The organism is Variovorax sp. LG9.2 (genome assembly GCF_035018885.1).
Lineage (GTDB): Bacteria > Pseudomonadota > Gammaproteobacteria > Burkholderiales > Burkholderiaceae_C > Variovorax.
On sequence record NZ_JASJXB010000036.1, the window covers coordinates 1 to 23,685 of the forward strand.

Below are 23,685 nucleotides of genomic sequence, written 5' to 3' on the forward strand. Positions count from 1 at the left end.
TCGTCTTCGTCATCTGCGTTCTCCTTGTCTGAATTGAAACACTCAGCAAGGGGTACGTTTTTCGGGGGCAAGGTCAGCGCCCAAGGCTAACGGGACGGGTTAGCCGGACGCTTACTCGTCAACTTCCAACAGAAGTTGACGAGTTCAAAGCCGAACGATTGGCGACTTGAGCTCGTCATCACCGCGCGCACCGGCATCGGCCGCGCTCGCAAGGGCTCGCTTAACGCGACCAAGTCGCCCACGATGATGGGCCATGCCATTTCGCATGCCCTGCAGGGCGCGAACGTCGAGAGCGCCGAGATCGAGGACGTGGTGATCGGCTGCGTGCTAAGCGCCGGCACTGCGGGCATGAACCTCGCGCGCAACGTTTTGCTAGCCGCGGGATTGCCCGCTACCCTGGTCCTTGGCTTTGCGCCGGGTGGACCCAACGAGCTTGTCGCGCGCGTTCGCAATGCGCATCGACATATTGTCGCAATGAAGGCTAGCGGCCTTCGTTGTCCCACCGATCAAATCGTTTCGGCCGTGAGGCGCAGCACGCGGCCGCGCACCAGCGCCCATAGGCCGTAAACGCCTGTCGGTACTATGAAGACCGTGACGATGAGCAGAACGGCAGAGGCGATGCCTTCGGAACCCTTGCCGAACGATTCAGACAGATGAGGCATGAAGACGAGGTACAAGCCGCCAAAGAAGGCGCCGGGCAGCCAGCGGTAGCCGCCCAGGACCATGCCCACGAAGAACGCGATGGAGACGTTCATGGTGAAGCTGTCGGGCGAAACGTATTGCACGACCAAAGCGCTCAGTGAGCCCGCGACGCCGGCATACAACCCGCTGATGCCGAACGCCGTGGCCTTGTAGACGGCGGTGTTCACACCCATGGCCCTTGCAGCGACCTGGCTGTCGCGCACGGCGAGCAGGGCCCGGCCGGTGCGCGTGCGCATCAGTTTGACAGCGACCCAGAGCATGAACACGGCCACGGCAAGCGTGAAATAGTAAAGCCACTGGTCGGCCGTGATAGGAAGGCCGAAAGGGGCCTTCGGCTTGACCAGCGAAATGCCGTTGACGCCGCCGGTATAAGGGATGAGCGGCGTGAGCTTCAAAACCTGCGGCGTGGCGACGGACAGTACAAATGTGGCGAGCGCGAGGTAGATGCCCTCCAGGCGCAACGCCGGCAAACCGAAAAGGAAGCCAAAGCAGAAGCTGACCGCGCCCGCCGCCAGCAACGTGACTGGATAAGGCGCCCAGCCCCGGTCCATCATGATGGCCGCGGTGTACGCGCCGATCGCGAAAAACGCGACGTGGCCGAGCGAGAACTGGCCGCTGTAGCCGGTCAGGATCACGAGGCCCATTATGGCAACGCCATAGATCAGCACAAGCGTCATCTGGAAAGTGACGAATCCTGCGAGCAGGAAGGGCAGGGCGAGCGCCCCTCCAGCGAGTTGGTCGCAGCAGCCAAACTCAGCGCAGCGCGGCCACTTCCTTCTACACATTCAATCCTACGCACGGGAAAGGGCATGGCACCCGTGCACGAGCGTCGCGCTGGCGAACGTATGGTTACACTCTGCGTTCAATCGGCAGAGCAATACGAGTGTCGATGACTTCGGCTCCAGCATCGACACGAACGTGAAGGGCCAAGACATGGTCATCAGGCGATCGTGATTGGTTGCGAGCAACCAAGGTAGGACAAGTGGCAACACACACAGACAAGTATGCCGCCGGCGAGCAGGGGCTGGGCTATGTCTATCAGGTTCGCTTCGCGCTCGCGCACCTGATGAAGCAGGACGAAAGCCAAGCACTGCTCATCGAGGCCGACGACGACGTCGAACTACGCGACGTCGACGGAAAAAAGACGCTGATTTCGCTGAAGCACAAGCAGGTCGGCGAGACCGTCGGCACGCTGTCGACCGACTTCTGGAAGTCTGTCCGCATCTGGCTCGTCCGGTACATCCGCGATGGCAACCTCGCCTGCGACCACTCGTATTGCATGGCGACGACGGCGCGGGTTGGTCCCACCTCGCTGCTTCGGTATTTCCTCGACGGTACCGATGCCAAGCCGGCGGACTTCGCAAACCAGCTCGTCACCGAGCTCAAGGGCTCGCGGGCGGCGCTGAGTGCACAGATTGAAACCACGTTCAGCTCGCTGACCGGGACCCAACAGGACGATTTCCTGGCTCGCATCGTGATTGCCGACAATTCGCTACGCATCAAGGAGCTGGACGCCGCCTTCGCCCCGCTGCTGCGGTCGGTGGCGGCGAAATTCCGCATCGATGTCCGCGAACGCATGGAAGGCTGGTGGCTCAGGGAAGCCATCGAGCTCATCCAGGGCGAGCGCAAGCCCATTACCGGCGCCGAAGTCTGGGCGAAATTCGCACAGGTCAACAGCGAGTATTACGACGAGCGTCTGCCAATCACCTTCGACGACGCGTACCCCGACAAGGAAATCGACGCGATGAAGGACTCGCGGCAGTTCGTCGAGCAACTGCGGGCAATCGGCATGTCCAGCGACAGCCTGGAGATGGCCATCCTGGACTTCTACCGCGCGTTCTCCCAACGCGCGCACTGGACCCGAGTCAACGCCCTCGTGGGCGGCGAGATTCGGAAGTTCGAGCTGCGCCTGGTCGAAGAATGGAAGCGCGCAAGGGGCTGGGCCATAGTAAAGGTGCCGCAGAACGAGGCCGAATTCCAAGCTGCGGGTCGCCAGCTGTATGACTGGGCCGAGAACCAGTCCAAGGGCCTGCAACTCCGCAAAGACGTCACGGAGGACTTCGTTCGCCGCGGCAGCTTTCACATCCTCGCGGACGAGAAGCCGATGCCTCGTCTGCACTGGCATCCCCAGTTCCTCGAGCGCCTGAACGCTGCCACGTTGAAGGTTCCTGCATGAGGGACTGGTCATCTCGTCCTTTTGAAGAACGGAATCTTTTCAACCCGGCGTTCTGCGCGGTGGTCTTGGCTGCAGCCATACGCGAGTACGAGCGCGTATTGGGGAAGCCAATGCCCTATTCCTTGACCCTGCTTGTGCTGCCGATCTGCCTGCACCTAGCCTCACGCGCGAAGATTCTGGAAAACAGGAAGCTTTCGGTGCTGCGTGTCTTCGCGCTTCGCCCGGATTTGCTGGTCGACTTCGCTCAGCGAGCGCGAGCGCTGGTCCAGCACGCCGCAGAGGCTTTCGCATTGCTCGCAAGCAAGGACTGCATCAAGGTCGACGATGAGGGCCGCATCAGCCTTATCCCCAGACGGGTGTCACCCCAGCCGCTGAACACCGAAGACGCCGAAAGGTGCCGCGCCGCTGCAGTCGTCCTTGGTCGTGATTTCGCCCAAATTAACGACCGCATGACGGTCTACACCAGTTTGTCCATCCGCCCATGAAGATTGCTTCGATTCACATCTACAGCCACGACGGCCGTAGGCGCGACCTCACCCTGAATCCCGATGGGCTAAACATCATCACCGGCCTGGCTTCAACGGGTAAGTCATCTCTGTCGGACATCGTCGAATACTGCATGGGCGAAGACGAGTGCAAGATTGCGGAGGGCTTCATCCGCGACAAGGTGTCTTGGTTCGCGGTCACGTTCCAGTTTCCATACGAGCAGGTGTTCATCGCCAAGCCCAACCCCAAGCAGGGTCAGCTTCATTGCTCGCTCGCAATGGTCATGCGCGGTCGGCAGATTCAGACGCCGGACTTCAACGCCCTAAAGCACAACGGTGGCGACGAGCTTGTTCACGAACTGCTTTCGTCCCTGCTTGGCATCCCAGAGACCAAGACGCCTGTTCCTGAGCGCAGCAGTCGCACTGGCTATTCCGTCAACGTCAAGCACACGACGTTCTATCTCTTCCAGAAGCAAGGCCTCGTGGCTAGTAAGGAGCTTCTGTTCTACCGGCAAGCAGAGGAACACCTTCCCCAGACCATCCGTGACACATTTGCCGTCCTCTTCGGCATCTCCAACGTCGGCGACATGGAGACTGAGGCAAACCGACGTGCGACGCAGCGCGAGCTGAAGATTGGTCAGAAAGAACTGAGGCTGGCACAGGAGACGGAGGATGCGCTGGACACGCGCGGCTTGGGCTTGCTGGCTGAGGCGCGGACTGTGGGTATCCCCTTCAATAACTCGCAAGGCCGTGTCGGGTCAAGCACGGACGGAGCCATGAGCGACCTGGTCGCGTCCCTTCGGGAAGTCCTTAGCTGGCGACCCGGCCAGGTAGCGCTTATGGCCGAGAGTGAAATGGCGAAGCTCCAAGCACGTCGTTCAAATCTGCGGACAGAACGCCGCCAGGTCCTGGACCAGATTGCATCCGCACAGAGGTACGTCAAAGGCGCGTCCGACTTCCAGACCGAGGCCCAGGAGCAACGTTCCCGCCTTGAGTCCATCAATTCACTGCCGCGTGCGTCGAATGGCGCCTGGCAGTGGCCGTTTCTGAAAGAGGAAGACGCCCGCATGGATGGCATCGCTCAAGCGCTGATGGCCGAGCTATCGAGCCTGGACAGCGAGCTTGAGCACGTTGGCGGCGCGCGCCCTCGCCTGGATGAGCACATAGCAGCGCTCACCGACCGCTCCAGCCAACTGAAGGACGCCATCCGTGAGGTCGAGGTCGACCTCAACGCTGCGGTCCTGACCGATGAGAAGGCAGCAGCGCAAGAGGACGCCAACACGCGCGCTCTGAAAGTTCAAGGCCGAGTCAGCTTCTACCTGGACATCTTGAATCCAAGCAATGCCATCAGCACGCTGAAACTCAAAGTCGAGCGGCTGCAGGCGAAACTCGACCAGATTCACCAGGGCGCGGACGACGACGACGATGCAGACGCGCGTATGGAATCGGTCATTGCCCACATCTCCAGCACCATGACCTCGCTAGTGAAGGGGTTCAAGGCCTACTTCTCGGGGTTTCCGTTCCGGCTGGACATGCGAAACCTGACCGTGGTGGCGCAGCGTCCCGGCAATCCAGTTCCGATGAATCGCACCGGCGGCGGCGCGGACTGGCTGGCGTATCACATCTCGGCTCTATTGGCCCTGCACCACTACGCATCGGAAAACCGCATCCCTATCCCTCGCTTCCTGATGCTGGACCAGCCGACGCAGGTCTATTTCCCGTCGCAGACCATCTATGAATCGGTGGCGGGGGATGCGGAGCAGGTCAAGCGCGTGGACGCTGACCTGGAGGCTGCCAAGAAGCTGTTTGAGACGCTGCTGAACTACACGAAGGAGCTGGTCCCAGGCTTTCAGCTCATCGTCACGGAACATGCCAACTTCGCTGATGACTGGTTCCAAGACGCGCTGGTCGAAGAGCCGTGGATGAATCCGCTGGCACTGGTGCCGCAAGACTGGCCCAGCTGGAGCAAGTAAGGCGACGACGCCATCACTGCATGAACCGCCGCTAAGGGATCAGAGCCGTCATCCCTCGTGAACGTCCGCTTTCGCTGAGCAGCTACTTCCGCTTAAGGCCCGAGGACTAAACCGCTCGCGCGGTAGTCCGCCGCCAAGACCGCGCCGCCAATAGAGATCGCGCCCCTGTCTATGTTGGCGAGCGAGGCAATCGGCCTCGTTCTTCGACAGGAGCACGATCATGATCCCTTCCACACCGGCGGTGTCCCCGCTGCGCCAGCGCTTGCTCGACGACATGCGCATGCGCAAGCTCGGGCCCAAGACGCAATCTGCGTACGTTCGCGCAGTGCGTTACCTCGCGAGCTTCCTCCAACGTTCCCCAGACACTGCCACGGCGGAGGATCTGCGTCGTTTTCAGTTGCATCTGGTTGACCGGGGCGTCTGGCCGATCACGCTCACGCCACCATCACCGGCCTGAAGTTCTTCTTCGACGTCACGCTCAATCGCGGCGAACTGGTCCAGAGGATGAGTTATGTCCATGTGCCGCAGAAGCTGCCGGTGGTGCTCTCGGCTAGAAACTTCTCGCGGCGCGTTCGCTTCTTCTTCAATGCGTACTCGGCGCTGGCAAAGCTGCGTTGGTTCATGTCCGTTGCCCTCGTAATCTGGTCTTCTCGTGCATGCATGAGGCGTGCCGGGATCGATTAATAAATCAGCGTCTCCCTAGTGCTGCTGACGCCGAGGGAGCACTACCTCATTCACCTCCTGCTATCGAAGCAAAGCTTCGACAAGCAGATCTTTAGCGTGAATGCTTCATCAACGACAGCATCAACATCGGCAGACCGCACCGCTTCGGCCGGTTCCGCTGGACCAGACGCCTGCGCCGCGTTGTTGCCTTGCAGAGTGCCCACAATCCATGGGCCCATCCGAGCCCCTCACATCTGGCGGTTGAACGTCAGCAATCAGCTTGAAACGGTCTTCGAACCTAGTTGGATCGAGGGACCGCAGCCAGTCTCAAGCTGACGTCCAGAGCGTGCGCGTAAATTGGTGTTTGCCAGAAGTCAGCGAGTGACCATTTGCACATCCATGTGAAGCAAGGAAGACCGTGCCGGGTCGAACAAGCCGCTGTCAGCTGGGTGGAGGGAGGCGGGACCGCGCAAACTTCGGGGTGCATCCTACGAAGATGCGGTAAACAATAAATAAAGGAGCAAGAAGGTAGGGCAGAACGAATGCGGATAGCAAAGCAGCAAGCGGAAGAGCCACATGCGGGTGCGTTAAACGGCTGTCAAAGCTGTCGTCGTAACTTGTTCGTTGAGGAGCTTTTAGGCCCAGCTCGGCCTCGCAAGCCAATCCAACCTCGTAAGCCAAGGAAGCCAAGGAAGCCTCGGAAGCCTCGGAAGCCAGTCAAACCCACAGGCCCTATCAAGCCGCTTCCTTCCTTCTCTCCCTTTGCGCCGTATTCGCCGTTCAAAACCTTTACCCCGTTTCGAACTTTCAAAACATTTCTCGGGCGCTGAGCCCTTGTCGTTCGAGCGCTCTTCGTCGCGCTGAACGCGACGTTCAAACTTTTCAAGCCCTCGACAGCTTGAGTTGCGCGACTTACTCGACAGCCAGCACAATAATCTCTCTGCTCGGATAGCGTCGTCGAAGCGCCGCTAGCGCGGCACTTTCGCTACGTCCCTCTGCGGACAACGTTTCCGTAGCGAAAACGGACGGGCGTGTGCCCTTGCTGCCGTACTTGAACCGAACTCTGAGGTAGACCATGCTGAAGGTATCGGGTGATTGCAATGGTTTATTTTTGTCCGCCTTCTAGGCCAAGTACACAGCGGGCTCCTAAAACTTGCGTTGCACGACGGCAGCCGAAGCATGCGATTCGTTGCAGTGATTTGCGATGCATAGCGCAACTGAAAACGCGCAACGTATGACTCTTCACAGGGCGAGCTTGGCGTTAGATCCGGTATTGTTCGGCCTAGTCCATCCGTTGCGAACACCCTTGGGATTTTGAAGGGCAGGGCGCTTATAACGGCGCGTATGTTCGCCGTCGAAACTTCGAAACGTCACGGCGAACGTGCACACATGCTCGTCGTCCGCTCGCTCTTCAGGGAACACACGGATTAGCTTAATGCCCCTGTAAAACGCGGTCCGAATCTCTCGACGAACAGCAAGCAGCTCATCTTTGTTGCCGGACAGGGCAGCATCTTGGTGTTTCTCAACCAGCTCAAGTGCTCGTTCTGGAAACAGCCGCTCATCAAAGTCTGGTTCCTCCTCCACAGCAGACCGCAGGACCTTGAGCTTTAGTTCGTTCGCGTTGTGCCGCGCTAGGAAGGGTGCAGGGTTCAGCGCCTTCGCGATAACGTTTTCTAGCCGAGACTGTTCGTCGGCAAGTTGTTGAATCTCGGCCTCGGTCACCCATCGTTTGGTTGGCTTCTTCTTGTCTCTCAACGGGACGAGCTCCTCATCTTGGTCGACCAACAGCCATCCAATCGCCTCTTTCTCGAAGGCGCCGTAGTTGACGTAAGGAGCGTTACAACCGGCGTTCGTCACCGCCTTCAGGCATCGAACATATTGTTGACTGACGCGCGGTGACTCAGCGAAGAAGCGCATACCAGACCCGCATTCGGCACACTTCAAAAGCCCCGAGAACAAATTTTTTTCGTCCATGGACCGACGACCTCTCTTGGTTCCGATGTCTGAAGACATGAGCTTTTGCACGTCGTAGTAAAGCTCGGAGGGGATGACTCTTGGGTAATACCCCTCCCGCGGCGGATACCCCGCCTGAGAGACCCGAACACCAATTACAGAAGGGTTTTGAAGCAAGTGAACGACCTGCGGTGTTGTCCACTTCATGCCCAGCGTTTCGTTGAGTTGCCTTGCAATCCGATGCGCACCTATCCCTGAACGCCTGGTTTCAAAGACAACGTGCACGAGGTCGACTTGACGCTTGAGGACTCGAAACGTCGTTCGGTTTGGAGCTACTTGCAACCAAAACGGGCATTTGCCATGCTTGATGCCTTTCTCGAGCGAGGCTTGGATGCCGGCTTTTGAGCGAAGGCTTTTCACGACGCTCTCTTCGTGCGCGCGAATCAAGACCATCATGGAACCGAACAGCGACATGCCATGGTCCTTGTTGATCTGCTTGCGCGAATACGCGCGCTCGCCGTCTGAGAGCGTCACCAACGTGACGCCAAGGTTGATGATCCGCATGAAGAGCGGAAGGGCGTCCATGATGGTGGCCCTTGAAATCCGATCCAAACTTTCAACAATCAGCGTGGTGTCGGTCGGAATGAGCCCTTCCTCAAGCGCTTTTACAAATGCGCCGAGCGCACCGTCTGTCGCATTCTTGCTTTTGAATGCGCTTATGCCGAGGTCTTGGTAGCTGGTTTCGTCCAGGCGCATATTGTGGCGGAGCGCATAGTTCCTTGCGTTCAAAAGTTGCCTCGACATGCTGTCACCGGCCATCTGTGCGCGCGTTGAAAAGCGGATGTAGCTATAGGCGGTTGGGCGCATCGGTATATTGTATTTCTAAAGTAATTTAAACAGGCTTGCACATCACCATGTTCGCCTGGCTCGCCGCACTGCTGGTCGGCGCGCTGTGGCGGCGCAGTGACCGGCTCATGCTGATGTGGCCCGCGCCGCATGCTGCGCTGGTCGGTGGCGTGTTGTTGGCGGCGGGCTACGCGCTTTTCAGCGGCTGGGGCGTTCCATCGCAACGCACGATCTGGATGCTCGCAACGGTCGCGCTGTTGCGCCTGACGGGCCGGCGCTGGCCTTGGCCGCACGTCTGGCTGCTGGTCTGCGCGGTGGTGGTGGCGATCGATCCGTGGGCTTTGATGCAAGCCGGCTTCTGGCTCAGCTTCGTCGCGGTGGGCGTGCTCTTTGCGACCGATGGGGGTGCGGCCACTGTCGCCAGGGGTGGCGTGGCCGGCCATCTGGCTCGCACCTTGCGCGAGCAGTGGGTCGTCACGCTGGCGCTCACGCCGTTGAGCGTGTTGCTGTTCCAGCAGGTGTCGGTGGTCGGGCTGGCCGCCAATGCCATCGCGATTCCATGGGTCACGCTGGTCGTGACGCCGCTGGCGATGGGCGGCGTCGTCGTCACGCCGCTGTGGACCGTCGCGGCCTGGTCGGTGCAAGCGTTGGCGCTACTGTTGCAATGGCTCGCCTCGATGCCTTTCGCCACGGTGTCGATGGCGGTGCCGCCGATATGGATGGCGGTTTGCGGCGTAGCGGGCGGTGTGCTGGTGGCCATGCGGCTGCCCTGGTCGATGCGCGCCCTCGGCCTGCCGCTGTTGCTGCCGGTGCTGCTCTGGCAGACGCCGCGACCGCCAGGCAGCGAGTTCGAACTGCTCGCAGTCGATATCGGGCAGGGCAATGCGGTGCTCGTTCGTACCGCCGCACACAGCCTCTTGTACGACAGCGGGCCGCGCTACAGCCTCGAAAGCGATGCCGGCCACCGCGTCATCGTGCCGTTGCTGCGCGCCATGGACGAGCGGCTCGACAAGGTGGTCTTGAGCCACCGAGACATCGACCACACCGGCGGCGCGCCTGCGGTGCTGGCGATGCAGCCGCAGGCAGCACTGTTGAGTTCGATCGAGGCGACGCACCCGTTGCAGGCGCTGCGGCCAGCGGAGCGATGCGTTGCCGGCAAGCATTGGGAATGGGACGGTGTTCGCTTCGAGATACTTCACCCTCTCGCGGACGACTACACGCCGACGGCCAAGCCGAACGCGTTGTCTTGCGTGCTGCGCATCAGCAACGGCCGCGCCACCGCGATCCTTGCTGGCGATGTCGAGCGCGATCAGGAGGCTGCGCTGGTGCGACGCGAGCCGGGCCTCGCCGCAGACGTTCTGCTCGTGCCGCACCACGGCAGCAAGACCTCGTCGACCGCCGCCATGCTCGACGCCGTGTCCCCATCGCTTGCCATCGTGCAGTCGGGCTACCGAAACCGCTTTGGCCATCCTGCGGAAGAGGTGCGTGCGCGCTACGTGGCCCGCAATGCGGCAGTCGTCGACTCGCCGCACTGCGGGGCAGTGCACTGGCACAGCGAATCGCCACAGGCATGGAAATGCGAGCGCACGATCGGGCGTCGTTACTGGCATCACCACGTTCCTTAAAGCGTGCAGCAGCGCGTTTTCAGGCCTTGAACTTGCTAAGCTATGTGCGAAGGAGATTGGTCGTTCCATGCACAAATTCGACGAGATGTACGAGAAGCTTCCCTACGCGGGAGCAGCAATCCGCGGCCACTACCAGCGCTACGACCAATGGCTGGGCAAGCAACCCGGCGAGGTCATGCGCCAGCGCCGTGAAGAGGCCGAAATGATTTTTCGGCGCGTCGGCATCACCTTCGCGGTGTATGGCGCCAAGGACGAAGACGGCGCAGGCACCGAGCGTTTGATCCCTTTCGATCTGCTGCCGCGCATCATTCCGGCCCACGAATGGGAGAGCATGGAAAAGGGCCTGGTGCAACGCGTCACGGCGCTCAACCGGTTCTTGTACGACGTCTATCACGACCAGGACATCATCAAGGCCGGCATCATTCCGGCTGAGCAGATCCTGAACAACGCGCAGTTTCGCCCCGAGATGATGGGCGTGAGTTTGCCCAACAACATCTACTCGAACATCTCCGGCATCGACATCGTGCGTGCGCCCGATGCAGACGGCAACGGCGAGTACTACGTGCTCGAAGACAACCTGCGGGTGCCGAGCGGCGTGAGCTACATGCTGGAAAACCGCAAGATGATGATGCGGCTGTTCCCTGATCTGTTTAATCAGAACCGCGTCGCGCCCGTCGCGCATTACCCCGACCTTCTGCTCGAAACATTGCGCGCCAGCGCACCGGCGGCAACGGCCGAGCCCACGGTGGTCGTGCTCACGCCCGGCATGTACAACAGTGCCTACTTCGAGCATGCGTTCCTGGCGCAGCAGATGGGCATCGAACTCGTCGAAGGGCAAGACCTCTTCGTCAAGGACGACTTCGTCTACATGCGCACCACGCGTGGCCCGAAGCGCGTCGACGTCATCTACCGCCGCGTCGACGACGACTTCCTCGACCCTGAAGTCTTCCGCCCCACATCGACGCTCGGTTGCGCTGGCCTGATGCGCGCCTATCGCAACGGCAACGTGGTGATCTGCAACGGCGTCGGCACTGGCGTGGCGGATGACAAATCGATCTATCCGTACGTGCCCAAGATGATCGAGTTCTACCTCGGCGAAAAGCCGATCCTGAAGAACGTACCGACCTACATGTGCCGCAACAAGGACGAGTTGCAATACACGCTCGACAACATGAAGGACCTCGTCGTGAAGGAGGTTCATGGCGCCGGCGGCTATGGCATGTTGATCGGCCCGGCGGCGACGCAGGCCGAGATCGAAGAGTTCAAGAAGGCCGTCATTGCCAATCCCGAAGGCTACATCGCGCAGCCGACCTTGAGCCTGTCGACCTCGCCGACTTTCGTCGATGCCGGCATCGCGCCGCGGCACATCGACTTGCGGCCTTTCGTGCTGTCCGCCAAGGAAGTGCAGATGGTGCCCGGCGGCCTGACGCGCGTGGCGCTCAAGGAGGGCTCGCTCGTGGTGAATTCGTCGCAGGGCGGCGGCACCAAGGACACCTGGATTCTGGAAGCCGAGCGCACGCCGCGCAAGCCTTCGCAGGCGCAGTCCCAAAGCCAGTCGGCTGCCGCGTAGACACGCGAAGCCTCGAAGAGAACAACGGAGAACATCGATGCTGTCACGCACCGCCGACCACCTCTACTGGATGTCGCGCTACACCGAACGGGCCGAGAACACGGCCCGCATGCTCGACGTCAACTACCAGACGTCGCTGCTGCCGCAATCGGCCGAAGTGGCCAAGTACGGCTGGCAAGGCTTGCTGTCGATCAGCGAGCTCCTGCCGGCGTACAACAAGAAGCACGAGCAGATCGTGCCCGGCGAGGTGATGGAGTTCATGGTCAAGGACGAGGGCAATCCGTCGTCGATCTTGTCTTGCCTGCGGGCTGCGCGCGAGAACGCACGGGCGGTGCGCGGCGCGCTTACCACCGAGGCTTGGGAGACGCAGAACACCACCTGGCTCGAAGTGAATCGCATGCTGCGTGCGGGCGACTTCGAACGTGACCCGGCGCAGTTCTTCGAATGGGTCAAGTTCCGCTCGCACCTGTCGCGCGGCGTCACGCTCGGCACGATGCTGCAAGACGAAGCGTTCTACTTTGCTCGCCTTGGCACGTTCTTGGAGCGCGCCGACAACACGGCGCGCCTCATCGACGTCAAGTTCCATGCGCTGAACAGCGAGTTCTTCGGCACTGCGACTGAAGAAGATCAGGAGTACGACTTCTATCACTGGAGCGCGATCCTGCGCAGCGTGTCGGCCTTCGAGGTGTATCGCAAGGTCTATCGCGACGTCATCAAGCCCGAGCGCGTTGCCGAGCTGTTGATGCTGCGCCCCGACATGCCGCGTTCTTTGCACGCGTGCCTGCACGAGGTCGTTAACAACCTCGCCAAGGTTGCCAATGACCAGAGCGCCGAGACGCAACGCCGTGCCGGCAAGCTGCTGGCCGACCTGCAGTTCGCGCGAGTCGACGAGATTTTGGCGACGGGGTTGCACGCGTACCTGACCCAGTTCCTGGATCGGGTGAACGAAATCGGTGGCCGCATCAGCCAGGACTTCCTGGTGCCGACGGCACACTGAGAAAGTGGAGGCCGTTGCGCGGCTGTCGCCTACCCGCACCGGGTGAGGCGGACGACGCTGCAACTAGCTGTCGGTTCTTAGACTTAGGCGTCCGAGAGGCGCTTATGACACTCCGTATCTATCTCGTCGAAGACCACCAGCGTATTCGCGACCAGTTGATCCCAATGCTGCAAGAGTTGCCGGACTGCCGAGTGGTCGGTGTGGCCGAATCGGAGGCCGATGCGTGCCACTGGTTGAATAACAACCAGGCGGCCTGGGATTTGGTGATCGCTGACTTGTTCCTTCAGGAAGGCTCTGGCCTCGCAGTACTGCGCTGCTGCCGGGACCGCAGGCCGCAACAGCGCGTCGTGGTTCTGACCAATACTCCCAACACGAGCGTGCGCAAGTGGTGCAAGAAGCTGGGCGCCGACGCCGTGTTCGACAAATCCGAAGAGCTGGAAGCGTTCTACGCGTTCTGCGCTGCCTGAAATCTTTCAGGCGAGCGTTGCGCGACGTACTGCCTGTGCCCAGCGCGCCATTGCTTCTTCAGCCTGCGGCCGTTCCATCGTCGGCAAGAATCGCCGCTCCACTTTCCACAGCTTCGTGAGCTGTGCCACGTCGCTGTAGACGCCGGTCGACAGGCCCGCAAGGTACGCAGCGCCGAGGGCAGTCGTCTCGGTCACTTCGGGGCGCACCACCGGAATTCCGAGGAGGTCAGCCTGAAACTGCATCAGCAAATCGTTGACAGAAGCGCCGCCGTCGACGCGAAGTTCTGCCACCGGCTGGCCGCCCGCCGCAACCGCATCCCGGCTCATCGCCTGCAACAGTGCGGCGCTCTGGTAGGCAATGCTTTCAAGCGCGGCGCGAGCGATGTGCGCGACGGTCGTGCCGCGCGTGAGGCCAGTGATGGTGCCGCGCGCATCGGCATTCCAGTAGGGTGCGCCGAGTCCGGTGAAGGCCGGCACCATCATCACGCCGCCCGCGTCCGGCACGCTCTCGGCCAGCGACTGCACCTCGGCGCTGCCCTTGATTGCCTTCAGTCCGTCACGCAACCACTGCACGACCGCACCGCCGACGAAGACGCTGCCCTCCATCGCAAAGCGCGGCGTGGCGTCGATCTGTGCGGCGCTGGTGACCAGCAGGCCGTTTTGCGAGGGCCGAAATGCTTCGCCCGTGTGCATCAGCAAGAAGCAGCCGGTGCCGTAGGTGTTCTTGGCCATGCCGGCGTCGAAGCAAGCCTGACCGAAAAGGGCGCTTTGCTGGTCGCCCGCAACGCCGCCGATCGGCAGCGATCGACCTAGCAAACCGGCGTCGATATCGGCGAAATGCGAGCTCGATGGTTGCACCGTGGGCATTAGCGAGGCGGGGATATCGAGGGCGCTGAGGAGGTCGGCGTCCCACCGGTTTTGGTGGACGTTGAAGAGCATGGTGCGCGATGCGTTGCTGACATCGGTGACATGCGCCTTGCCGCCGGTGAGCTGCCACATGAGCCAGCTGTCGACGGTGCCGAAAGCGAGTTCGCCCCGATCGGCCGCGGCACGTGCGCCGGGCACGTTGTCGAGCAGCCAGCGCAGCTTGGTACCGGAGAAGTACGCATCGATCACCAGGCCGGTCTTGTCGCGGATGGTGTCGGTGAGTCCGTCTTGGCGCAGTCGGGCGCACATCGGTTCGGCGCGGCGGTCTTGCCAGACGATGGCGTTGTGTACCGGCTCGCCGGTCTTGCGGTTCCACAGCACGGTGGTTTCGCGCTGGTTGGTGATGCCGATGGCGTGGATGTCCTTGGCGCCCAGCTTCGCCTTTGTGAGTACGTCGCGCGCCGTGGCGAGCTGGCTCCGCCAGATTTCGCGCGGGTCGTGCTCGACCCAGCCGGGCTGGGGATAGATTTGTGTCAGCTCCTGCTGCGCCAGCGCGACGATGTGTCCTTCTCGGTCGAACACGATGCTGCGGGAGCTGGACGTGCCCTGGTCGAGTGCAAGCAGATAGGGCGCGCCAGATGGCGTGCCGGAGTTCGTCGCGGAAGTCATGGCGGAAGCCTTCAATTGGCGCGAGCGATGTTGCAACGCACTTGTGCGCGCTCGAGCAGTGCGGGAAAGGGCGAGGGCGGATCGGCGTCGGTGAAAAGGCAATCGATCTGCGAAAGCGTGCCCAGTTCGATCATCGCGGGCCGGTTGAACTTGCTGGCATCGGCCGCGAGCCAGACCTCTCGCGCCTGCGCAATGATGGTCTGCGCGACCTTCACTTCACGCAGGTCGAAGTCGCGCAGCGAGCCGTCGGACTCGATGCTCGACACCCCGATCAACGCGATGTCGACCTTGAACTGACGGATGAAATCGATGGTCGCTTCGCCCACGATCGCGCGGTCGCGTGCCCGCACCGAGCCGCCCGCGACGATGACCTCGCAAGCCGGGTTGCCACTCAGGATGGTCGCGACGTTGAGGTTGTTGGTGATCACGCGCAGCCCGGTGTGACGCAGCAGTTGTTGTGCGATGGCCTCGGTCGTCGTGCCGATGTTCAGAATCAACGAGCAGTCGTTCGGCACCTGCTCGGCGACGGCGCGCGCGATGCGTATCTTGCCTTCGGCGTTGAGAGAGGCCCGCTGCGGATAGCCGATGTTCTCGGTGGTCGAACTCGGCACGCGAACGCCACCGTGGAAGCGCGTCAGCAGACCTTCGTCGGCCAGCCGCTGCACGTCGCGGCGCACCGTCTGCAGGGTCACGCCGAGCATCTCGGCGAGCTGCTCGACCGTCACCGTGCCGCGGGCGCGCACGGTGTCGAGCAGGTTGATCTGGCGAGGGTTGGAGTTCACTGGGGAAGTGGTTGAAACGCGAGTCGTGTCACTTTAGAACGAAAAGAAACGAATCCGATTAAGGGAAAACTCTGACCCTAATCGCGTCGTAAGGAGCCAGAATGAAAAAAAACGAACACACGCAACCCCAATTGCGTGTTCGAAATCACAGCCAACCAGGCACCCTCGTGAGCGATATTTCTTCTTCACTGCCCGAATCCGAGACCGACTGCGATGTGCTCATCGTAGGCGGTGGCATCAATGGCTGCGGCATTGCACGCGACCTGGCTGGCCGCGGCTGGCGCGTGGTGCTCTGCGAAAAAGACGATCTCGCTGCGCACACTTCGTCGTCGTCGACCAAGCTCATCCACGGCGGTCTGCGCTACCTGGAGTATTACGAGTTTTCGATGGTGCGCAAATCCTTGCAGGAGCGCGAAGTGCTCCTCAAGAGCGCACCGCACATCATGTGGCCGCTGCGCTTCGTGATGCCGCACGACCCATCGATGCGACCTGCCTGGATGATCCGTCTCGGCCTGTTCATGTACGACCACCTGGCCAAACGCGAAGTGTTGCCCGGCTCGCGCAACATCGACCTGCGCAAGCATGCGGCGGGTGTGCCGCTCAAGAAGTCCTACCGGCGTGGCTTCGTTTATTCCGATGGCTGGGTCGATGACGCGCGGCTCGTGGTTCTCAACGCGATCGACGCACGCGCCAAGGGCGCCGAGGTACTGACCCGCACCCGATGCATCAGCGCGCAGCGGGGCGCCGACCACTGGGTCGCGACGGTGGAGGGCCCCACGGGTCAACGGTCGATACGGGCTCGCGCGGTGGTCAATGCGGCCGGCCCGTGGGCGGAGGCGTTCTTGCGCGGTGTGGCGCATTCGGCCAGAGGTGAGTCGCTCGCAACCAAAAGTCTGCGGCTGGTCAAGGGCAGCCACATCGTGGTCAAGCGCCTCTTCGAACACGACCACGCCTACATCTTTCAGAACCCCGACAAGCGCATCATTTTTGCGATTCCGTACGAGCAGGATTTCACCCTGATCGGCACGACCGACATCGAGCTCACCGGTAACGATCCGGGTGCCGCAAAGATTGGTGACGACGAGATTTCCTATCTTTGCGACCAGGCCAGTCGCTACTTCGAGAAGCCCATCGTCCCTGCCGACGTCGTGTGGACCTACTCTGGCGTGCGGCCTTTGCTCGACGACGAATCGGGCGATCCTTCGGCCGTCACGCGGGACTACATGCTGGAGTCCAGCACGAATGCCGCGCCGCTGCTGTCGGTGTGGGGCGGGAAGATCACGACGTTTCGCAAGCTGGCGGAAGACGCTGCCGACGAGGTCGGCAAGATGCTGGGCGAAGACAGCACCAAGCGGCCCGCGTGGACCGATGGCGCCTTCATGGCGGGTGGCGACCTTTCTGGTTTTATCGGAGCGCCCACACGACCCGACGACGACTTCGAGCGTTTCGTCATCGCTGTCCAGGCCCGCTTTCCCTGGCTGGAGGTGTCGCTGGCACGCCGGCTGGCGCGTGCCTACGGCGCTCGCGTGGTGGACCTTATCGGGCCGGCCGTGTCGATGCTGGACATGGGCGCCGCGGTCTCGCCCGGTCTGCACGAGCGCGAACTGCGCTTCCTGCAAGACCACGAATGGGCAGTGAACGCAGACGATGTCTTGTGGCGTCGCTCCAAGCTCGGTCTGCACTACACCTCGGTGCAACAAGAACAAGTCGCCGCCTGGCTGCATGCCAACGCGAAAAATAACTGACGCAGGGAGGCACTGAATGCAATTGACACTCGAGCGGGTCACCAAGAAGGTGGGTGCCCAAACATGGCTCTATGAGCAAAGCATAGCCCCGCGCAGCGGCGCCGTGACGGTGCTGCTCGGTGCCACGCAGGCCGGCAAGACCAGCCTGATGCGCCTGATGGCAGGCCTGGACACACCGACCGAGGGCAAGGTTTTGGTCGACGGAAAAGACGTCACCGGCATGCCGGTGCGGGAGCGCAATGTCGCGATGGTCTATCAGCAGTTCATCAACTATCCGTCGCTCACGGTGGCAGCCAACATCGCCTCGCCGCTGAAGCTGCGCGGTGAAAAGGACATCGACGCCAAGGTGCGGGCGCTGGCCGACAAGCTGCACATCGGCATGTTCCTGGAGCGCTTGCCGGCCGAGCTGTCGGGCGGCCAGCAGCAGCGCGTGGCGCTGGCGCGCGCACTGGCCAAGAACGCGCCGCTGATGCTGCTCGACGAGCCGCTGGTCAACCTCGACTACAAGCTGCGCGAAGGTCTGCGCGAAGAACTCACACAGCTGTTCGCCAGCGGTGATTCGACCGTGATCTACGCCACGACCGAGCCCGGCGAAGCGCTGCTGCTGGGTGGCTACACCGCGGTCATGGATGCAGGCGAACTGCTGCAGTACGGTCCCACTGCGGAAGTGTTCCACGCGCCGCAATCGCTGCGAGTGGCGCGCGCCTTCAGCGATCCGCCGATGAACCTGCTGGCCGGCACCGCCGTCGACGGCGGTGTCCAACTCACGACCGGCCCCCTGCTGCGCATGGCAGTGCCGCCCAACGTTTCAGGTGCGGTCACCGTGGGCCTGCGCTCGAGTGCGCTCAACGTCGGCGATGGGGAAGGCGACATCGCCTTGCCCGGCAAGGTCGAGCTGGCAGAGATTTCCGGTTCCGACACCTTCGTCCACGTCGAAACCGCCGTCGGCGAACTGGTGGCGCAGCTGACCGGCGTGCACCGCTTCGAGCTGGGTGCTTCGATCACCTTGTATTTCAGTGCAGCGCGTGCCTACGTGTTCGACGCGGCTGGGCAATTGGCGGTCGCGCCTGTGTGGCGCAAAGGAAGCTGACATGGCCCGCATCGACCTCGACCTGGCGCACGCCTACCGTGCCAACCCGACGCAAGACAGCGATTACGCGCTGCTGCCGCTCAAGATGAGCTTTCGCGATGGCGGCGCCTACGCGTTGCTCGGTCCCTCGGGCTGCGGCAAGACGACCATGCTGAATGTGATCTCGGGCCTGCTGGTGCCGTCGCAAGGCACCGTCACTTTCGATGGTCGCGACATGACACATGCCAGCCCGCAGGAACGCAACATCGCGCAGGTGTTCCAGTTCCCGGTGATCTACGACACCATGACCGTGGCCGAGAACCTGGCGTTTCCGCTGCGCAACCGCAAGGTGCCGGCCGACCAGATCAAGAAGCGGGTCGGCGAAATAGCCGAGATGCTCGACATGAGCGGTCAGCTTAACCAGCGCGCGTCGGGGCTCGCGGCCGACGCCAAGCAAAAGATATCGCTCGGTCGCGGCCTGGTGCGCAGCGACGTGTCTGCCGTGCTGTTCGATGAGCCGCTCACCGTCATCGATCCGCACCTCAAGTGGCAGTTGCGACGCAAGCTCAAGCAGATCCACCGCGAACTGAAGCTGACGCTGATCTACGTGACGCACGACCAGGTCGAGGCACTCACTTTCGCCGAAGAGGTGGTGGTGATGACGCGCGGCAAGGCAGTGCAGGTGGGCAGCGCGGAGGCGCTTTTCGAACGGCCGGCGCATACCTTCGTTGGCCATTTCATCGGATCGCCCGGCATGAACTTTCTTCCTGCGCAAAGCATCGGCGGCGGTATCGAGGTCGCGGGAACACGACTCGCCGCGATGCGCGAACTGCCCGATGGTGCGCTCAAGCTGGGCATTCGTCCCGAGTACCTGCGCATGGCAGCGGCGCAAGCGCCCGGCGCCGTGCCCGCGACCGTCACTCAGGTGCAGGACGTGGGCACCCATTCGATGCTGAGCGCAGAGGCCGGGGGCACGAGGCTCAAGGCACGCCTCAGTTCAGAAACGCTTCCACCGAAGGTCGGCGACACCGTCTGGCTCAAAGTGCTGGACGCCCACACCTGCTACTACCGCGACGAGGAATTGGTATGAGACGCTGGGCCGCTCCCAAGATGAACAGTAACGAAGTGCGCAACACAAAGGTTTTGCCATGAGCACCACGACGAAACCTGTCAACCAGAAGGCATGGTGGCTCGTGCTGCCAGTGCTCATCTGCGTCGCCTTCTCGGCCATCATTCCGTTGATGACGGTGGTCAACTATTCGGTGCAGGACATCATCTCACCCGAGCGGCGCGTGTTCGTCGGCACCGAGTGGTTCGCCTCCGTGATGCGCGACAGCGAGCTGCATGAAGCACTGTGGCGGCAACTCACGTTCTCCATCGCCGTCCTGCTGGTGGAGATTCCGCTCGGCATCATGCTCGCGCTGTCGATGCCGGCCAAGGGATGGAAGTCGTCGGCGGTGCTGGTGCTGGTCGCGCTGTCGTTGTTGATTCCGTGGAACGTGGTCGGCACCATCTGGCAGATCTATGCGCGGACCGACATCGGCCTGCTCGGTGCGACGCTGCAGTGGTTGGGGATCAGCTTCAACTACACCGGCGATTCGCTCGACGCCTGGCTCACCGTGCTTGTGATGGACGTCTGGCACTGGACGCCGCTGGTGGCTCTGCTCGGCTATGCCGGCCTGCGCTCGATTCCCGATGCTTACTACCAGGCGGCCCGTATCGACGGTGCGAGCAAGTTCGCGGTGTTCCGCTTTATCCAGTTGCCCAAGATGCGCGGCGTGCTGATGATCGCAGTGCTGTTGCGCTTCATGGACAGCTTCATGATCTACACCGAGCCCTTCGTGCTGACCGGCGGCGGCCCCGGCAATGCAACGACCTTTCTGAGCCAGTACCTTACGCAGAAAGCAGTGGGCCAGTTCGACCTGGGTCCGGCAGCAGCCTTTTCGCTGATCTACTTTTTGATCATCTTGCTGCTCTGCTTCATCCTCTACAACTGGATGCAGCGGGTCGGCACGCAGCAGGTGGAGGTGGAGCAGTGAGCGCAGTGCAGTGCCGCCCCAAACAAGCTTGCGCCCCCTCGGGGGGCAGCGAGGACACGAAGTGCCGAGCGTGGAGGTCAACATGAACGAAAACCGGTTTCAGAAACGCAGCATCTTTCTGGTGCTCTACATCGTGTTCGCGCTGCTGCCCATCTACTGGATGGTCAACATGAGCTTCAAGACGAACGAGGAAATCCTGTCGAGCTTCTCGTTCGTGCCGCATGCCTTCACCTGGGCCAACTACGTGAAGATTTTTACGGACGAGTCTTGGTACTCCGGTTACATCAACAGCTTGATCTATGTCGGGATCAACACGGTGATCTCACTCACCGTGGCGCTGCCCGCTGCCTATGCCTTCTCGCGCTACTCGTTCCTTGGTGACAAGCACGTTTTCTTCTGGTTGCTGACCAACCGCATGACGCCGCCCGCGGTGTTCCTGCTGCCGTTTTTCCAGCTCTATTCGACGGTCGGCCTGATGGACACGCACCTGGGCGTGGCGCTGGCCCACCTGCTGTTCAACGTGCCGCTGGCGGTTTGGATTCTCGAAGGCTTCATGAGCGGTATCCCGCGCGAAATCGACGAAACAGCCTATATCGACGGCTACTCTTTCCCGCGCTTTTTCATTCGCATCTTCTTGCCGCTGATCAAGGCCGGCGTGGGCGTGGCGGCGTTCTTCTGCTTCATGTTCAGCTGGGTCGAACTGCTGCTGGCACGCACGCTGACCAGCGTGAATGCCAAACCTATCGTTGCCACCATGACGCGCACCGTGAGTGCCTCGGGCATGGACTGGGCCACGCTGGCGGCAGCCGGCGTGCTCACTATCGTGCCGGGCGCGATCGTGATCTGGTTCGTGCGTCACTACATTGCCAAGGGCTTCGCGATGGGGAGAGTCTGATGTTTCAATGGATGGTCTGGACCACCCCGGTGGCCGTTTTCTTCTCGTGCATCGGCCTCATGCTGGTCGGTATGACTGTATGGGAATTCAAGTCGCCCACCACGTTGCGGCGCGGCTGGTTGCCGATCGAAACGACCCGTGGCGATCGCCTGTTCATAGGCCTGCTCACAGCAGCCTTTCTGAACCTCATCTTCATCGGCCTCGCGGGCAAATTTCAAGAATGGATGAGCCTGGAAGCCGAGCCATCGATCTGGATCAGCTTCGTACTGTCGATGGGGGTGCTCGCATTGGTGATGCGAAAGGGCTGACTGAATTTCAGGAGGTGAATCCGGCTCGTTGCTTCCCCAGAGCCGCCGAGGATTCCAAACAGGAGGGGAAGCGACAACCGAGGAGACATTCAAATGAAGATGCGTTACAACGCCCTGGCTCTCGCGGCGGCGATGTTCGCCACGCACGGCGCATGGGCTGGCGAGGCGGAAGCCAAGAAGTGGATCGACACCGAATTTCAGCCGTCGACCTTGTCCAAAGACAAGCAGATGGAAGAGATGAAGTGGTTCATCGATGCGGCCAAGAAACTTCAAGCCAAGGGCGTGAAGGAAATCTCGGTCGTGTCGGAGACGCTGACGGTGCACGAGTACGAATCGAAGACGCTTGCCAAGGCTTTCGAGGAAATCACCGGCATCAAGGTCAAGCACGACATCATCCAGGAGGGCGATGTGGTGGAGAAACTGCAGACCTCGATGCAGTCGGGCAAGTCGATCTATGACGGCTGGATCAACGACTCCGACCACATCGGTACCCACTACCGCTACGGCACCGCACTGGCGCTGAGCGACCAGATGACCGGCGCCTGGAAGGATTACACCAATCCCGGGCTCGACCTGAAGGACTTCATCGGCACCAGCTTCACCACGGCGCCCGATAAAAAGCTGTACCAGTTGCCAGACCAACAGTTCGCCAACCTGTACTGGTTCCGCGCCGACCTGTTCGCGCGCAAGGACCTGCAGGACAAGTTCAAGGCCAAGTACGGCTACGACCTCGGCGTACCGATCAACTGGTCGGCCTACGAAGACATCGCGGCCTTCTTCAGCGAAGACGTCAAGACCATCGACGGCAAGCCGATCTATGGCCACATGGACTACGGCAAAAAGGACCCGTCGCTGGGCTGGCGTTTCACCGATGCCTGGCTGTCGATGGCTGGCGCCGCCGACAAGGGCATCCCGAACGGATTGCCAATCGACGAGTGGGGCATCCGTGTCGCAGCCGACAACTGCACGCCGGTCGGCGCCTCGGTGGCACGCGGTGGTGCCACCAACTCGCCGGCAGCCGTCTACGCGCTGACCAAGTACATCGACTGGATGAAGAAGTACGCGCCCAAGGAAGCCATGGGCATGACCTTCGGCGAGTCCGGACCGGTGCCAGCGCAAGGGCAGATTGCACAGCAGGTGTTCTGGTACACCGCTTTCACGGCCGACATGATCAAGCAGGGCCTGCCGGTGGTGAACGCCGACGGTACGCCCAAGTGGCGCATGGCTCCCGGCCCGCATGGCCCGTACTGGAAAGACGGCATGCAGAACGGTTACCAGGACGTGGGCTCGTGGACTTTCCTGAAGTCCAATGACCCGGATCGTGCGACCGCAGCATGGCTCTACGCGCAATTCGTCACCTCCAAGACGACTTCGCTGAAGAAGTCGATCGTCGGGCTGACCTTCATCCGTGACAGCGACATTCGCTCCGACTATTTCACGCAGAACGCGGCGAAGTACGGTGGCCTGATCGAGTTCTATCGCAGCCCGGCCCGGGTGGCGTGGACGCCGACCGGCAACAACGTACCCGACTATCCGAAGCTGGCCCAGCTCTGGTGGAAGAACGTGGCCGTGGCCGTGACGGGCGAGAAGACGCCGCAGGCTGCCATGGACAACCTGGCCAACGAGATGGACGACGTGATGGGTCGCCTGCAGCGCGCTGGCATGGCCAACTGCCCGCCCAAGCTCAATCCGAAGAGCGATCCTTCGAAGTGGCTGAGCAGCGAACATGCGCCCTGGAAAAAGCTGGCCAACGAAAAGCCAAAGGGTGAAACCGTGGCTTACGAGAAGCTGCTGACCGCATGGAAGGAAGGCCGCGTGCGCTAAACCCGCATCGGCTCGCCGACCTCGCCCCGT

The 23,685-nt window shown here is 61.5% G+C and carries 18 protein-coding genes and 2 pseudogenes; 16 read left to right on the forward strand and 4 right to left on the reverse strand.

Annotation, left to right across the window (positions count from 1 at the left end; genetic code table 11):
• Positions 1 to 135: 135 nt before the first annotated feature.
• A complete protein-coding gene (locus tag QN413_RS23660; protein WP_323499050.1) occupies positions 136 to 567 on the forward strand; it encodes a hypothetical protein in 432 nt (143 codons plus the stop codon).
• On the opposite strand, the gene QN413_RS23665 is transcribed toward QN413_RS23660, so the two are convergent.
• Positions 507 to 1,379, reverse strand: a complete 873-nt coding sequence (locus QN413_RS23665; RefSeq protein ID WP_323499051.1) for a branched-chain amino acid ABC transporter permease — start codon at positions 1,377 to 1,379, stop codon at positions 507 to 509. The genes QN413_RS23660 and QN413_RS23665 overlap by 61 nt on opposite strands.
• Positions 1,380 to 1,684: 305 nt before the next feature.
• Between QN413_RS23665 and QN413_RS23670 the strand changes: the two genes are divergently transcribed.
• The 4 genes and pseudogenes from QN413_RS23670 to QN413_RS23685 form a co-directional block, all read left to right on the forward strand.
• Positions 1,685 to 2,878: an ABC-three component system protein gene (locus QN413_RS23670; RefSeq protein WP_323499052.1), complete on the forward strand. Its 1,194-nt coding sequence runs from the start codon at positions 1,685 to 1,687 to the stop codon at positions 2,876 to 2,878.
• Positions 2,875 to 3,363, forward strand: coding sequence for a three component ABC system middle component (locus QN413_RS23675; protein ID WP_323499054.1), 489 nt, complete (start codon positions 2,875 to 2,877; stop codon positions 3,361 to 3,363). The genes QN413_RS23670 and QN413_RS23675 overlap by 4 nt, the downstream gene beginning before the upstream one ends.
• The gene (locus QN413_RS23680) at positions 3,360 to 5,336 is read left to right on the forward strand and encodes a DUF3732 domain-containing protein (RefSeq protein ID WP_323499055.1); all 1,977 of its coding nucleotides are present in this window, start codon (positions 3,360 to 3,362) and stop codon (positions 5,334 to 5,336) included. The genes QN413_RS23675 and QN413_RS23680 overlap by 4 nt, the downstream gene beginning before the upstream one ends.
• 220 nt (positions 5,337 to 5,556) lie before the next feature.
• A pseudogene (locus tag QN413_RS23685) lies at positions 5,557 to 5,909 on the forward strand (phage integrase N-terminal SAM-like domain-containing protein); the annotation flags it as partial.
• Between the two features lie 1,332 nt (positions 5,910 to 7,241).
• Here QN413_RS23685 and QN413_RS23690 read toward each other — a convergent pair.
• Complete coding sequence (locus QN413_RS23690; RefSeq protein ID WP_323499057.1) at positions 7,242 to 8,819, reverse strand: recombinase family protein; 1,578 nt, start codon at positions 8,817 to 8,819, stop codon at positions 7,242 to 7,244.
• A gap of 29 nt (positions 8,820 to 8,848) precedes the next feature.
• On the opposite strand from QN413_RS23690, the pseudogene QN413_RS23695 reads away from it, so the two are divergent.
• From QN413_RS23695 to QN413_RS23710, 4 genes and pseudogenes are all read left to right on the forward strand, one after another.
• A pseudogene (locus tag QN413_RS23695) lies at positions 8,849 to 10,423 on the forward strand (DNA internalization-related competence protein ComEC/Rec2); the annotation flags it as partial.
• Between the two features lie 67 nt (positions 10,424 to 10,490).
• The gene (locus tag QN413_RS23700; protein ID WP_323499059.1) at positions 10,491 to 11,993 is read left to right on the forward strand and encodes a circularly permuted type 2 ATP-grasp protein; all 1,503 of its coding nucleotides are present in this window, start codon (positions 10,491 to 10,493) and stop codon (positions 11,991 to 11,993) included.
• 37 nt (positions 11,994 to 12,030) lie between these two features.
• A complete protein-coding gene (locus tag QN413_RS23705) occupies positions 12,031 to 12,990 on the forward strand; it encodes an alpha-E domain-containing protein (RefSeq protein ID WP_187051468.1) in 960 nt (319 codons plus the stop codon).
• Between the two features lie 104 nt (positions 12,991 to 13,094).
• Positions 13,095 to 13,457, forward strand: a complete 363-nt coding sequence (locus QN413_RS23710) for a response regulator (RefSeq protein WP_323499061.1) — start codon at positions 13,095 to 13,097, stop codon at positions 13,455 to 13,457.
• 6 nt (positions 13,458 to 13,463) lie between these two features.
• Here QN413_RS23710 and glpK read toward each other — a convergent pair whose 3' ends face one another.
• Entirely contained in the window at positions 13,464 to 14,993 is a 1,530-nt protein-coding gene (gene glpK, locus QN413_RS23715; protein ID WP_323499062.1) for a glycerol kinase GlpK, read from the reverse strand.
• 11 nt (positions 14,994 to 15,004) lie between these two features.
• Entirely contained in the window at positions 15,005 to 15,775 is a 771-nt protein-coding gene (locus QN413_RS23720; RefSeq protein ID WP_323499063.1) for a DeoR/GlpR family DNA-binding transcription regulator, read from the reverse strand.
• 101 nt (positions 15,776 to 15,876) lie between these two features.
• On the opposite strand from QN413_RS23720, the gene glpD reads away from it, so the two are divergent.
• From glpD to QN413_RS23755, 7 genes are all read left to right on the forward strand, one after another.
• Complete coding sequence (gene glpD / locus QN413_RS23725) at positions 15,877 to 17,520, forward strand: glycerol-3-phosphate dehydrogenase (protein ID WP_323499064.1); 1,644 nt, start codon at positions 15,877 to 15,879, stop codon at positions 17,518 to 17,520.
• A gap of 16 nt (positions 17,521 to 17,536) precedes the next feature.
• Positions 17,537 to 18,610: an ABC transporter ATP-binding protein gene (locus QN413_RS23730; protein WP_323499065.1), complete on the forward strand. Its 1,074-nt coding sequence runs from the start codon at positions 17,537 to 17,539 to the stop codon at positions 18,608 to 18,610.
• Position 18,611: 1 nt separating this feature from the next.
• Positions 18,612 to 19,679: an ABC transporter ATP-binding protein gene (locus QN413_RS23735; protein WP_187051474.1), complete on the forward strand. Its 1,068-nt coding sequence runs from the start codon at positions 18,612 to 18,614 to the stop codon at positions 19,677 to 19,679.
• 58 nt (positions 19,680 to 19,737) lie between these two features.
• Positions 19,738 to 20,628, forward strand: coding sequence for a sugar ABC transporter permease (locus tag QN413_RS23740; protein WP_323499066.1), 891 nt, complete (start codon positions 19,738 to 19,740; stop codon positions 20,626 to 20,628).
• An 82-nt stretch (positions 20,629 to 20,710) separates the two neighbouring features.
• Positions 20,711 to 21,523, forward strand: coding sequence for a carbohydrate ABC transporter permease (locus QN413_RS23745; RefSeq protein ID WP_187051476.1), 813 nt, complete (start codon positions 20,711 to 20,713; stop codon positions 21,521 to 21,523).
• Positions 21,523 to 21,831, forward strand: a complete 309-nt coding sequence (locus tag QN413_RS23750; RefSeq protein ID WP_323499068.1) for a DUF2160 domain-containing protein — start codon at positions 21,523 to 21,525, stop codon at positions 21,829 to 21,831. The genes QN413_RS23745 and QN413_RS23750 overlap by 1 nt, the downstream gene beginning before the upstream one ends.
• A 93-nt stretch (positions 21,832 to 21,924) precedes the next feature.
• Positions 21,925 to 23,655 (forward strand): ABC transporter substrate-binding protein, encoded by a 1,731-nt coding sequence (locus QN413_RS23755; protein ID WP_323499070.1) that lies wholly within the window; start codon positions 21,925 to 21,927, stop codon positions 23,653 to 23,655.
• Positions 23,656 to 23,685 lie beyond the last annotated feature (30 nt).